Source organism: Pseudomonas sp. PA-5-4B, from assembly GCF_021606215.1.
In the GTDB taxonomy this organism is placed as follows: domain Bacteria; phylum Pseudomonadota; class Gammaproteobacteria; order Pseudomonadales; family Pseudomonadaceae; genus Aquipseudomonas; species Aquipseudomonas edaphica.
This window is the reverse complement of record NZ_WKDB01000021.1, coordinates 1-13,632: the sequence shown is the minus strand read 5'-3', so window position 1 is coordinate 13,632 and position 13,632 is coordinate 1. Positions and strand designations below refer to the sequence as shown.

The window sequence follows — 13,632 nt, the reverse complement described above, 5'->3', positions numbered from 1 at the left end:
GGGAGCAGCAGCAGGGAAGCAGAGGACCGAGCTATGGCGGTTGAATGGGTTGTTGCTGCGGGTGTGTTGGTGGGCGCCAGTGCGCTGCTGTGGGGCTTGAGTGCCTGGATGACACGGCGTATAGAAACCACCGTTCCGATCAACGGGCGTTTCGTCGAGGTCGATGGCGAGCGCTTTCACTATGTCGAAGAAGGTAAAGGCCCACCGCTGGTGATGATTCACGGGCTGATGGGCAGCAGTCGCAACCTCACCTATGCGTTGTCCGGGCAATTACGTGAACGCTTTCGGGTGATTACGCTGGACCGTCCGGGCTCCGGCTATTCCAGCCGGGGCGCACACACGGCGGCAGACCTGCCGGCCCAGGCCCGCCAAATCGCCGCGTTTATCAAGACCCTCGACCTGGATAAGCCGCTGGTGCTGGGGCATTCCCTTGGCGGTGCAATTGCCCTGGCGCTGGCGCTTGATCATCCGCATGCGGTGTCCGGGTTGGTCCTGGTTGCGCCGCTGACCCACCCGCAGCGCCTGTTGCCGCTGGTGTTCCTGTCACTGGCCGTACGCCCGGCCTGGTTGCGTCGTTGGGTGTCGCACACCCTGACCCTGCCCGTGGGGCTTTTGACCAAAGGTTCGGTGGTCAAGGGCGTGTTCGCCCCCGATACCGCGCCACCGGACTTCGCCACCCGTGGCGGCGGGCTGCTGGGGATGCGCCCGGACAACTTCTACGCCGCCTCCACCGAGATCAACACAGTCAACGATCACCTGCCGGACATGGTCAAGCGCTACCCGCAACTGACCTTGCCCATCGGCCTGATCTATGGCGCGCGCGACAAGGTGCTGGACTTCCAGAAGCACGGCCAGGCCCTGGCCAGCAAGGTGCCGGGGCTGAAGCTGCAAGTGGTGGAGGGCAGGGGCCATATGCTGCCGATCACCGCCACAGAGCGTGTGGTGGCGGTGGTGGAGCAGATTGCCAAGCGCGTCAAACCGCCGCAAAACGATCCGCTTGCGCAACGGCCATTGGCCCTGGTGGGTAAGTAGCTGGGAAAGTAGCTGCGTAAATGATTGTGCAATCCGACTCGCGGTTCAACGGCGTCGATGCCTGCTTTAGACACCTGACCAAACGGCTGAAAAAGAGACTGCCCGGTCACGTTAAAAAGCCTTCGAGAAACTAGTTGACGACCTAACGATTCCGCGCTATTAATTTTAAAAAATTATTTCAATGTGTAATTTGAAACAGTTTTTGAAATGCCTAAGAGCGAATAAAATAATGAAAAAAACGCCTTTTATCGCATACCCAACCTGCCTCGTTCGGAGGCTGCCATGAATCATACTATGGCAAGCCCAACCGTCTGGACCGACGGCAAGCGTCACCTCTGGTGGCTCGGCATCATGCCACTGGCAACCCCCTTGCTGTCCGGCGCCCTGGCAATTACCACCGGCGTACAGCAACTGTGGTGGGTCGGTGTGCTGGTGATCTTCGGCCTTATCCCGCTGATCGACGGCCTGCTCGGTGAAGACGTCAGCAACCCACCCGAATCCGCCGTCAACCAACTCGAATCCCAAAGCTACTACCGCTGGATCGTCTACACCGGTGTGCTGTTCGTCATCTCGTCGGTGGTGATCACCGGCTGGCTCGCTGCCGGCGGCATCGACTGGATCATCAGCGGCGGTCTGCTGAACGCCACCGCCCACCTGGACCCGTCGAGCGGGCTGGCCAAAACCGCCGCCTTCATTACCGCGCGTACTGAGTTGCACGGTGCGGTCAGCTGGTTCACTTACCTGGGCATGGCGATGTCCACCGGTGCTGCCACCGGCATTGCCATCAACACCGCTCACGAACTGGGGCACAAGCCCAAGCCGCTGGAAGTGTTCCTGGCTAAAGTGACCCTGGCGCCGACCTTCTACGGGCACTTCTACACCGAACACAACCGTGGCCACCATGTACGCGTCGCCACCCCGGAAGACCCGGCCAGCTCGCGCCTCGGTGAGAGTTTCTGGGCGTTCCTGCCGCGCTCGGTGTGGTTCAGCGCCGTGTCAGCCTGGAACCTGGAGCGCGAACGCCTGCGCAAACTCGGCCTGCCGGCCTTGCACTGGAAGAACGCGGTGCTCAGCGCCTGGATGTACAGCCTGGTGTTGTGGGGCGCGATGATTGCCTGGCTGGGCGCGGCAGTGATTCCGTTCCTGATCATCCAGGGTATCTACGGGTTCTCGCTGCTGGAAGTGGTCAATTATGTCGAGCACTACGGGCTTAAACGCCAGAAGTTGCCCAACGGTCGTTATGAGCGTTGTTCGCCTCGGCATTCGTGGAACAGTAATCGGATTGTCACCAATATCTTTCTGTTCCAACTTCAGCGCCACTCCGATCACCATGCCAACCCGACCCGCAGTTACCAGTCGTTGCGCCACTTTGATGAATCACCGCAACTGCCTTACGGTTACGCCAGCATGATTGTCTGGGCCTATGTGCCGTACTTATGGCGACGGCGCATGGACCACCGTGTATTGAACCACTATGCCGGGGATATCACCCTGACCAATCTTCAACCCTCACAGCGGTTGAAGTATCTGGAGAAGTACAGCAACAGCGCGACGCCGTTTTAATCTGAACTAACGCCTGTGTGGTTGAACTCGGGGTCTGTGTACCGCGCAGGCCTTCATCGCCCAGGATTCATCGGTTTTATTGCAAGTTAGTGGTTTGACCCTACAACAATAATTTCAAGGGAAGGACGTACACCATGCAAAGCCCTGCCACCTTTACCGCCCATGTCATTCTGGCCGCACTGGGCCTTATGGTTTACCAACAAGCCCAGGCTGCGCGTATCGAGCCGGCCGGCAGCGCCTTTACGGCCCAAGGCCCGATCAGCTTTTCCAAGGGTGCGTTGATCAGCGCCGACTGCACCATCAAAGTGGCCGGCAAGGTCGCGGCCAATGGGGCGTCGGTGAATGTCGATAAAGTTGAATTCGACGGCGGCCTGAAATGCAGCCGCGTCGAGGCCATCAACTTGCCGTGGGTATTGATTGCCAAAGACACTAAAAGCGGCTCGATGTCGAACATCAGCGTGGATGTGCATGCCTTCGGTTTAGGCGGCAAGTGCGGCCCGTCGACCGCCGACGGTACTTGGGATAACGCCACCGGCAAGTTGGAAGCGACGAATGTGCCAATCGGCGAAGACTGCAAGATCAAGACGGTGTCGATCAAGATGCCGCCGAACTTCAAAGTGGTCGAATAAACGAATTCTAAAACTGTAGCGGTATAGGTATTGAAATTTGGCTGGAAAGGGAAGTTCTGCAGTTTCACCGTGACCTCTCGATCATGGCCATTACCCCTGGCGAACTGACTCGCCATAACATGTGAGGAAAAACAATGAAAAGCTTGAAAACCCTCTTTTGTGCAACTTCTTTTGCTCTGTGCTTTGGCGCAGCTTCGATGGCCAGTGCGGCGTCCATCACCCCGGATGGTCCGTTCTCGACTAACCCTGGCACCATCGTGGTGAAGTCGCCTTCGTCCTTCGGTGCTGCGGTAACCTGCGGCATCACCTTTACCGGCAACGTTAGCGGTGGCGTGGCTTCTATCAATGGTGCGACCTTGACCGGTGGCGGTCTGTGCGGTTTGCCAACCCTGACCAACCTGCCTTGGGTGCTCACTGCTGCAACGGGCACCACCGGTACCGTGACCAATGTCGGCTACAAGATCTCCTCGATCCCGGCCACCAACTGCGGTCCTACCCCTATCGCTGTGGCATGGACTCCAGGCACCAAGACCCTGTCGGCTGCCAACCAGTCGCTGAGCGGCAACTGCACCGTGGTTTCCCTGAGTGTGGTGGCTCCAACACTGTCGGTTAACCCGTAAGCGCGTCACTCCGTTAAGGGCTGATCACCCGTGAAGGCAGGAGTCTCGTAAGAGACTCCTGCTGACGGAATGGAAGGTCGAGGGAACTGACTATGAGTCGTTTATTGCGACGGGCTTCGAGCACTTTGCTGCTGGCAGGCTGGATAGGGATTGCAACGGTTGCACAGGCCGCAGAGTTTGCGCCTGCGGGGCTATTCTCGAGCGGATTTGGCACGCTCACGATAAGAACGCCTTCTACGTTTGGCGCATCGCTGACGTGCGGGGTTGCCATGTCGGGCAATGTAAGTGCTTTTACCGGCGTTCATATAAGCACTGTTTCAATCACAGGCGGCGGCTATTGCAGCTTGTTGAAGCCTAAGTTGAGTTGGAGGATGAGCGCCTACTCGATGACGTCAGCCTGGGTGGATGACGTGGGCTTTTCAGTAACAGGTATCCCTGGCAGCAATTGCGGGCCAACTGAGATTTACGCAAGTTGGAATAACGCAACACATCAATTAACCGTTTTTAATCAAGCCTTGTCAGGTAATTGCACACTTGAACGGCTGGACATCGTTTTGCCAACACTGTCTATCGTTAACTGAATGACAAGGCATGCCGGACTAAGCCGCTGCGATAATAATAGGGGTCATACATGAATAATAAAAAACAACATGCACGCACACTGCTCGGGTTGGCATTAGTCGGGGGGTTGATCACGACAGCCCCGGTACACGCGGGCGGTTTCTCCACGCCAACCTACGGCGCTCCTGGCTGGGGCCGAGCCTTTGGTGGTGGTTCGCTGTTCAAGAACGACCCCAGTGCCGCGTACAACAACCCGGCGGCGATGGCGTTTATTGACTCCACCATTGCGCAACAAACGGTTGACTACGCACGCGTCAAGATCAAATACAGCGGCCAGGCCTATGACTATGCCGGCAACCCTGTGACCAATACACCGGTACTCGATGATCAAGGGAGCATGGGCGATCCGGTGCCCAATAACAATAATGGCGGACAAGGTGGTTTTACCGCATGGCTGCCGACCGGGTTTCTGGTGATTCCCATGGGTGACCGTTTTGCGTTCGGCCTGAGCCAGGTAGTGCCACAGGGGATGCGCACCACCTGGAATGAAAACTCGAAGTTTCGTGATTTTGCTGTCGATACCAAGATCGAGACGGTTGGCCTGACGGGCTCGCTGTCGTTCAAGGTCAACGATCAATTCTCCATTGGTGGCGGTGCGATTGTTCAACGCAGCCAGGGCTTCGTCAGCCAGAACGTGGACTTGTTATCCGCCGCCGCTGTTTCCCCAGGGTTGGGGGGCTCGGCGTTTCCTTCCGGCGTGGGCGAGTCGTTGATTCGGGTAAAGGTGGATAACGTTTCGGTGGGCTGGTTCGGTGGTGTGGTCTGGAAACCGACTGACAGAGACACGCTGGGTCTGAATTATCACGCCAAAATCAAGAACAAGATGACCGGCAAGTACAACTTCAAAACGGATGCTATCGGCCGTAACGCCATGACCAACCCCATCGGGCCAAATGGCGAAACGCTGGTGGAATTGGCCTACCCTGGCTTGAAGCTATTCCCGGACGGTGCTAACGCGAGCACTCAGCTGGATATTCCCGCCACTGCGTCGATTGATTGGGTGCACCAATTCAACGACCGCTGGACCCTGGGCATGAGCGCAACCTGGACCGAATGGTCGTCCTTCCAGGACCTGACACTCAAGTCCGACGGCATGACCATTGTCGCGATCCCTTACAACTACAAGAACTCGTGGATGACATCCATCGGTGGTGACTACAAAGCCACGGATGAGCTGACACTGCGCGCCGGTGTGGCGTATGACCAGACACCTACCCGCAACTCCACACGTGACCCACGCATTCCCGATGGGGACCGCTACTTCCTCGCCTTTGGCGCCGGTTATGACATCAAGGCGGTGCCGGGGCTGTCCGTTGATGCCGCGTATTCCCACCAATTCGTGCAGAAGGTCAATCTCAAGACTAAAAACGAGGATCGCCTGGGTGCTGGTCAACTGAGCGGTACGGCGGAGTCGTCTGGTGACGTGGTGAGTGTGTCGGCCACTTATAAGTTCTGATCCAGTAGCGCCGCTGCAGGAGAGGGCGTCAAGCGCATCTTGATGCGCTCGACCTGCAGCGTTTCATCCCTTGGTCTTTGGCTGACGCGTTCGGCCGAATTTTTTTGCTCAAAGCATTAAATAAAAATTTCAAAACAAAATTTGAATTTGTCCTTTCAAGTTTGTAGTGTGGTTTTACGCCCTCGTTCATCCCGAACGAGCGACCCGCATGCCATACCCTGAATTGAGTAGAGGTATCCCCATGGTTATCTGGTTATTGTTGGGTGTCGCCGCCGCGATTGCCCTGGCCTATCGACAAGCCGCTGCTGCCCTGTGGCTGAGCGTCGGCCTGGTCTGGCTGGCGCTTGGTTATCTGTTCAATGTGGTCGCAGGCTTTGGCGCCAGCGTCGCGGCCATTCTGGTGGTACTGCCCGCCGTGCTGATGACGATCAAGCCGCTGCGCCGCACACTGCTGACCAGCAAGGCCCTGGGTCTGTTTCGCACGATCATGCCGGCGATGTCCGACACCGAGCGCGCAGCCATCGAGTCTGGCACCGTGTGGTGGGACGCCGAGCTGTTCAGCGGCAAGCCCAACTGGCAGCGCTTGCTGCAAGCCGCGCCTGCCAGCCTGAGCGCCGAAGAGCAGGCGTTTCTCGATAACGAAGTGGAAACCCTCTGCGACATCGCCAACGACTGGGAAACCACCCAAGTCTGGCAGGACATGTCCCCCGAAGGCTGGCAGTACACCAAGGACGCCGGGTTCCTGGGCATGATCATTCCCAAGCAGTACGGCGGCAAAGGCTTCTCCCACTTTGCGCATTCGCAGGTGGTGATGAAGCTGTCGACGCGTTGCTCGGCCGCGGCGATTTCGGTGATGGTACCCAACTCCCTCGGCCCGGCTGAACTGCTGCTGCATTACGGCACCGATGCCCAGCGCAATTACTATTTGCCGCGCCTGGCACGCGGCGAAGACATCCCGTGCTTTGCCCTCACCAGCCCGTATGCCGGTTCCGATGCCGGGGCGATTCCAGACCTGGGCATCGTCTGCAAAGGCGTGCATGAGGGCGAGGAAGTGCTGGGTTTCAAAGTGACCTGGGACAAGCGCTACATCACCCTCGGCCCGATTGCCACGGTGCTGGGCCTGGCGTTTCGTGCCGAAGACCCGGATGGCTTGCTCGGCAAGGCTGGTTCGCTGGGCATTACCTGTGCGTTGATCCCCACCTCCCACCCGGGCGTGAACAGCGGTCGTCGGCATTGGCCGCTGAACGCGGTGTTCCAGAACGGGCCGACCACCGGCAAGGATGTGTTCATTCCGCTGGAATGGGTGATCGGCGGCCGCGAACAGGTCGGCAATGGCTGGCGCATGCTGATGGAATGTCTGGCGGCCGGGCGCGCCATTTCGCTGCCGTCGGCCAACGTCGGCCTGGGCAAGGTCGCGGTACGCGGCACCACGGCTTATGCGGCGATGCGCAAGCAGTTCGGCCTGCCCATCGGCAAGTTCGAAGGCGTACAGGCGCCCTTGGCGCGCATGGCCGGGCATTTGTATGCCTGCGATGCGGTGCGCAAGGTCTCGGTGGCGTCTTTGGATGCCGGTGAAAAGCCCTCGGTGATCTCGGCGATTGCCAAGTACCACGTCACCGAGCGCGCGCGGATGATCGTCAACGACGGCATGGACATCGTGGCCGGCAAAGGCATCTGCATGGGGCCAAACAATTTCCTGGCTCGCGCTTACCAGCAAAGCCCGATTGCGATCACCGTGGAAGGCGCGAACATCATGACCCGCTGCCTGATCATCTTTGGCCAGGGGCTGATTCGTTGCCATCCGTATGTGTTCCGCGAGATGGAAGCGGCGCACAACCCGGATCGACGCAAAGCCCTGGAAGCCTTCGACAGCGCGATGTTCGGCCACCTGAGTTTCGTGTTGGCCAATACCGTGCGCGCTGCGGTGCATTCGCTGACAGGCGGGCGGCTGCTTGCCGCACCGGCCAAGACCGACCCGGCGCTGGCGTCCTACTACCGCCAGGCCAATCGGCTGTCGGTGGTGCTGGCATTGATCTCGGATGTGTCCATGGGCGTGCTCGGCGGTGCGCTCAAGCGCAAGGAAAGTATCACCGGGCGCCTGGGCGATATTCTGTCGCAGCTGTACATCTTGTCCTGCGTGCTCAAGCGCTTTGAGGACGACGGGCGGCCCCAGGCCGACTTGCCGCTGGTGCACTGGTCGGCCCAGGACGCATTGCTGCGCGCCCATGAAGCCCTTGCCGAAGTACTCGACAACTACCCGTCGAAACCGGCGGCAGCCGTGGTGCGTGCCTTGAGTTTCCCGTTCGGTATTCCCCAGCACAAACCCTCGGACCGCCTGCTGGCCCAGGTGGCCGATGTGGTGCAAACCCCCGGCGAAACCCGCGACCGCTTGCTGGCCAATTCCTACATCCCGCGCCCGGAAATCGACAAGCTCGCCTATGGCGAATTGGGCTTCCGGCTGTTGCCGCAGGTGGAGCTGATCGAGGCGCGGCTCAAGCCCGCGATCAAGCAGGGCCTGATCGAACCGATGCCGATTTCCGCCACGGCCTTTACCACCTGGCGGGTCAAGGCGCGGGCGCTGGACCTGATCAGTGATGAGGAAGACAGCTTGCTCGGGCGTTACGTGGAATATGCCGACCACGGTATTCAGGTTGACGACTTCCCGCAGGATTTTGGCTTGCTGGAGGCTTTGCAGCAGCGTCAACAGGCGTTGGAGCCCAAGGCCAAACGCCGCAACAGCCAAAGCGAAAACGCCTCGGTCAACTAGAAAGCACGCGGTCCATGTGGGAGCTGGCTTGCCTGCGATAGCGGTGTATCAGACAGATCGCTATCGCAGGCAAGCCAGCTCCCACAGTTGATCGGGTTTACAGGGAAAGAATGTTTTATGAGTGACAACTACCTATCCTTCGTCAATTCCCCCTGGGGCCGGCGCCTGGCCCAGGCCATCGGCCTGCCGCAACCCTTGCCCTTGCAACGCCACCGCAGCGGCCAGCAAGGCCTGGCCAACCCGGTGATTGTCGCCGGGGCAGGGCGCCTCGGTGCGCAGGTGCAACAGCTCTTCAAAGACACCGATACCGTCGCCGCCACGCCGGCAACCCTCAAGGCACCGTCCACGGTCAAGGTGCAGGGCGCGGTGTTCGACGCCACGGCCGTGCTCGACCTGCAACAACTCGACGAGCTCTACCTGTTCTTCCACGCCAATGCCAAGCGCCTCGGCCAGCACGGCCGCGTGGTAGTGCTCGGCACGGCGCCGGAACATTGCCAGGACTTGCCCCAGGCCATCGCCCAGCGTGCCCTTGAAGGGCTGGTGCGCTCGCTGGCCAAGGAATTGCGCCGTGCAATTACGGTGCAATTGATCTACGTGGCACCGGGCGCCGAAGACGCACTGGACAGCAGCCTGCGGTTCTTTTTATCGCGCCGCTCGGCCTATGTGTCGGGCCAGGTGGTGCGCCTGGACAAACCCGTGGACGCCCAGGGCACGGTGAACTGGGACAAACCCTTCGCCGGTCGCCGTGCCCTGGTCACCGGCGCCTCACGTGGCATTGGCCTGGCAATTGCCCAGGTGCTGGCCCGCGACGGTGCTCATGTGGTGTGCGTGGACGTGCCCCAGGCCCAGGCAGCGCTGCTTCAAGCCGCCGACAGTGTGAACGGCTCGGCCTTGCCGCTGGACATCACCGCAGCCGATGCGGCCGCGCTGTTGCAGGCGCATGTCAGCCAATACGGCGCATTCGACGTGGTGGTGCACAACGCCGGGATCACCCGCGACAAAACCATCGCCAAGATGACCGAAGCCGCCTGGCGCAGTGTGCTGGCGGTCAACCTCGAAGCGCCGTTGCAGCTCAGCAGCGCACTGTTGGAGGGGCGAGGCTTGAACCCTGGCGGGCGGATTGTGTGCGTGTCGTCGATTTCCGGTATCGCTGGCAACCTCGGGCAAAGCAACTACGCCACCTCCAAGGCGGGCGTGATTGGCCTGGTGGAGGGCCTGGCACCCCAGGCGGCCGCGCTGCAAGTCACGGTGAATGCGGTGGCGCCGGGGTTTATCGAAACCCAGATGACCGCGAAAATCCCGCTGATGATCCGTGAGGCCGGGCGGCGCATGAACTCACTGTCCCAGGGCGGGCAGCCGATCGATGTGGCCGAGACCATCGCCTGGCTGGCGCACCCGGCGTCCGGCGGGGTCAATGGCCAGGTGGTACGGGTGTGCGGCCAAAGCCTGCTGGGAGCCTGAACCATGGACTATGTGACGCAGATCATCGACCCGCCACCGTCGCGCACCCAGCTGTTGCTGGACGGCGTGCGCGCACTGCGCAAACCCAAGCTTGACGGGCCGCCGCCGCTGCCCACCGCGCGCCTGGTGCGCTCGGCGGTGGAGCTGAGCGCTGCTGGCATCGCCGCCTATGGCCGCGCCTGCGGTTTTCGCCGTGAGCAGGGCGTGCCGCTGTCCTATCCGCATGTGCTAGCGTTCCCACTGCATTTGATGCTGCTGACCCGGCCGAGCTTTCCGTACCCGGCCAGTGGCATGGTGCACCTGGCCAATCGCATTCGACAGCACCAGCGTTTGCGCGAAGGCCAGGCGCTGCGCCTGGAAGTGTACTGCGAGCGCTGGGTGGCGCACCCCAAGGGCCAGGCGCTGAGCATCGCCACCCGCGCCTTTGCGGCGGATACGTTGGTGTGGGAAAGCGACAGCCTGTACCTGCGCCGCGACGTCAAAGACCCGCTCGGCGAACCCTGGGACGACGCGCTGCCCTTGCAGGAAGACGGCCTGTTGCGCACCCAGCGCTGGATGCTGCCGGCCGACCTGGGGCGCCGGTTTGCCAAGGTCTCGGGGGATTTCAACCCGATTCACACCTCGGTGATTGGCGCCAGGATCTTCGGCTTTCGCCGCGCCATCGCCCATGGCATGTGGACCCTGGGCCGCGCACTGGCGGCGCAACAACCGCCGGGCGGGCTGGATCAGGCGCAAGCGCATTGCGACTTCAAGCTGCCGATCTTCCTGCCCGGCCAGGTCGCGCAATGGAGCCGCCCGGTGACCGGGCCGCGCCGTGAGTTTGAAGTGCGCAATGTTGCCGGTGATAAACCGCATATGCGCGGGCTATTTATCTGGAACGAGAGCCATCAATGAGTGACTACAGTTTCAACCCGGCCCCGACCCGCCGCGTGGCGATTATCGGCGGCAACCGTATCCCGTTTGCCCGTTCCAACACCGTGTATGCCCACGACAGCAATCAGGACCTGCTGGTGGCGGCCCTGCAAGGCCTGGTGGAGCGCTATCACCTGCACGGCCAGCGCCTGGGTGAGTTTGCTGCGGGCGCGGTGATCAAGCATTCGCGGGATTTCAACCTGGCGCGTGAGGCGTTGCTGTGCACCACGTTGTCGCCCGAAACGCCCGCTTACGATGTACAACAAGCCTGCGGCACTGGCCTGGAAGCGGCCTTGCTGGTCGCCAACAAGATCGCGCTCGGCCAGATCGAAGTGGGCATCGCCGGTGGCGCCGACACCACCTCCGATGCGCCCATCGGCATCAACGAATCGCTGCGCCACACCTTGCTGGCGGCCAATCGCGCCAAGGGCATGGGCGCCAAGTTGAAGACCCTGCTGAAGGTGCGCCCGTCGATGTTTTTCAAACCGCTGCTGCCGCGCAATGGCGAGCCGCGTACCGGTTTGTCCATGGGTGAACACTGCGAAGAAATGGCCAGGCGCTGGCAGATCAAACGGCTGGCCCAGGATGAGCTGACCCTCACCAGCCACCAGCGCCTGGATGCGGCCTATAAACGCGGTTTTTTCGATGACCTGATCTGCCCCTATCGCGGGCTGGCGCGTGACAACAACCTGCGTGCCGATGCCAGCCTGGAGAAACTCGCCGGCCTTTCGCCCGCCTATGATCGCCAGAACGGCACGCTGACGGCGGGTAACTCCACACCGCTGACCGATGGCGCCTCAGTGGTCTTGCTGGCCAGCGAAGCCTGGGCTGCCGAACAGGGTTTGCCGGTGCTTGCTTACCTGCGTACCGGCGAAACCGCTGCGGTGAACTTTGTCGACGGCACCGAAGGCTTGTTGATGGCCCCGGCGTATGCCGTGCCGCGCATGCTCAAGCGTGAGGGCCTGGGGTTTGCCGACTTTGACTTTTTTGAAATTCACGAAGCCTTTGCCGCCCAGGTGCTGTGCACGCTCAAGGCGTGGGAAGACCCCGAGTATTGCCGCGAGCGTCTAGGCTTGGAGGCACCACTGGGCGCCATCGACCGCAGCAAGATGAACGTCAATGGCGGCTCCCTGGGCTGTGGCCATCCGTTTGCCGCCACCGGTGGCCGGCAACTGGCGGCGCTGGCCAAAACCATCCATGAAAACGGGGGCGGGCGCGGCCTGATTTCGATTTGTGCAGCAGGCGGGCTGGGCATCACCGCCATCGTCGAAAAATAGCCTGATCAAAAACAACAATAAGGAGACTGCCATGAACGCTGTAAGCCAGGAACACACCGAACGGGTCTGGTTGAACGCCTACTTGCCGGGCGTGCCGGCGGACATCGAGGCCGGTATCGAGGCCTACCCGTCGCTGTGCGAGGTGTTCCTGGAGCACCTGGAAAAATTCCGCGAGCGGGTCGCCTACGTCAGCATCGGCACCGAAATGACCTATGCCGACTGGCAGGTGCAAGGCCAGGCATTTGCCGCGTGGCTACAGGGCCAAGGCGTGAAAAAGGGCGACCGGGTGGCGCTGATGATGCCCAACTGCCTGCAGTACCCGATCTGCCTGCTGGGCACGATCCTGACCGGTGCGGTGGTGGTCAACGTCAACCCGTTGTACACCTCCCATGAACTCAAGCATTTGCTCAAGGACAGCGAAGCCGAAACTCTGGTGATCTTTGAAAACTTTGCCCACACCTTTGAAAAAGTCGCGCAGGGCAGCCGTGTCAAACGCGTGGTGGTGGCGGCCATTGGCGATCTGCTCGGCACCTTCAAGGGCGCGGCGATGAACTTCATCCTGCGTCGCGTGCAAAAACAGGTGCCAAAATTTCACCTGCCCGGCGCTGTGCGCTTCAACAACGTGTTGAAACAGGGACGGGCGCTGAACCACTTTCCGGTGGCGATGCACCTCGATGAGCTGGCGTTTCTGCAATACACCGGCGGCACCACGGGGGACGCCAAGGGCGTGATGCTCAGCCACCGCAATATCATCGCCAATTTGCTGCAAGCCAAGGCCTGGGTTGGTGACCAGTTGGACCAGGACAAGCAGGAAACCAACGTGACCTTGTTGCCGCTGTACCACATCTTTTCGCTGACGGTGAATTGCCTGATGTTCATGTGCCTGGGCGGGCGCAACATCCTGATTGCCAACCCACGGGATGTGAAACGGGTGCAGATGATCTTGCGCAAGGAGCGTTTCAACGGCATTGCCGGGGTCAACACCTTGTTTAACGGCTTGCTCGAAAACAAAGAGTTCTGTGCGCGGGATTTCTCTGACCTGCGCATGGTGATTGCTGGCGGCATGGCCACGCACACGGCGGTGGCCAAGCGCTGGAAGGAGGTCACTGGGTTGCCGATTATTGAAGGTTATGGGCTGACCGAGTGCTCGCCGGTGGTGAGCATCAGCCCGATCAACATTGCTCGCATGCGTGAGATGGAATTCACCGGCAGCATCGGTGTGCCGGTTCCGTCGGCCTGGGTGCGGTTTATGCGTGAGGCCGGCGAGTGTGGTTGCATTTGTGTACGTGGGTGA

General features: G+C 60.6%; 10 protein-coding genes and 1 pseudogene. All 11 read left to right on the top strand.

The genetic code is table 11. The features are described 5' to 3' along the window. Positions 1 to 33: 33 nt before the first annotated feature. Positions 34 to 1,032 carry an alpha/beta fold hydrolase gene (locus GIW28_RS12510; RefSeq protein ID WP_236447610.1) on the top strand — a complete coding sequence of 333 codons (999 nt, stop codon included), beginning with the start codon at positions 34 to 36 and terminating at the stop codon, positions 1,030 to 1,032. A 282-nt stretch (positions 1,033 to 1,314) separates the two neighbouring features. Then, positions 1,315 to 2,595: an alkane 1-monooxygenase gene (locus GIW28_RS12505; RefSeq protein ID WP_236447699.1), complete on the top strand. Its 1,281-nt coding sequence runs from the start codon at positions 1,315 to 1,317 to the stop codon at positions 2,593 to 2,595. 134 nt (positions 2,596 to 2,729) lie between these two features. Then, positions 2,730 to 3,224 carry an alkane oxidation protein activator PraA gene (praA, locus tag GIW28_RS12500; RefSeq protein WP_017136810.1) on the top strand — a complete coding sequence of 165 codons (495 nt, stop codon included), beginning with the start codon at positions 2,730 to 2,732 and terminating at the stop codon, positions 3,222 to 3,224. Between the two features lie 134 nt (positions 3,225 to 3,358). Then, the gene (gene praB, locus GIW28_RS12495) at positions 3,359 to 3,844 is read left to right on the top strand and encodes an alkane oxidation protein activator PraB (RefSeq protein ID WP_236447698.1); all 486 of its coding nucleotides are present in this window, start codon (positions 3,359 to 3,361) and stop codon (positions 3,842 to 3,844) included. Positions 3,845 to 3,936: 92 nt separating this feature from the next. Beyond that, positions 3,937 to 4,425: an alkane oxidation protein activator PraB gene (praB, locus tag GIW28_RS12490; protein WP_138452384.1), complete on the top strand. Its 489-nt coding sequence runs from the start codon at positions 3,937 to 3,939 to the stop codon at positions 4,423 to 4,425. A 50-nt stretch (positions 4,426 to 4,475) separates the two neighbouring features. Continuing rightward, positions 4,476 to 5,921, top strand: a complete 1,446-nt coding sequence (locus GIW28_RS12485; RefSeq protein WP_138452381.1) for an outer membrane protein transport protein — start codon at positions 4,476 to 4,478, stop codon at positions 5,919 to 5,921. A 241-nt stretch (positions 5,922 to 6,162) separates the two neighbouring features. Continuing rightward, the gene (locus GIW28_RS12480; RefSeq protein WP_236459082.1) at positions 6,163 to 8,688 is read left to right on the top strand and encodes an acyl-CoA dehydrogenase; all 2,526 of its coding nucleotides are present in this window, start codon (positions 6,163 to 6,165) and stop codon (positions 8,686 to 8,688) included. A 117-nt stretch (positions 8,689 to 8,805) separates the two neighbouring features. Next, positions 8,806 to 10,149: a 3-oxoacyl-ACP reductase gene (locus tag GIW28_RS12475; RefSeq protein WP_236447696.1), complete on the top strand. Its 1,344-nt coding sequence runs from the start codon at positions 8,806 to 8,808 to the stop codon at positions 10,147 to 10,149. 3 nt (positions 10,150 to 10,152) lie between these two features. Beyond that, positions 10,153 to 11,043, top strand: coding sequence for a MaoC/PaaZ C-terminal domain-containing protein (locus GIW28_RS12470; protein WP_099547837.1), 891 nt, complete (start codon positions 10,153 to 10,155; stop codon positions 11,041 to 11,043). Then, positions 11,040 to 12,338: an acetyl-CoA C-acetyltransferase gene (locus GIW28_RS12465; RefSeq protein ID WP_099547838.1), complete on the top strand. Its 1,299-nt coding sequence runs from the start codon at positions 11,040 to 11,042 to the stop codon at positions 12,336 to 12,338. Before GIW28_RS12470 ends, GIW28_RS12465 begins: the two co-directional genes overlap by 4 nt. 31 nt (positions 12,339 to 12,369) lie before the next feature. Beyond that, positions 12,370 to 13,632: pseudogene (locus GIW28_RS12460) on the top strand (AMP-binding protein); the annotation flags it as partial.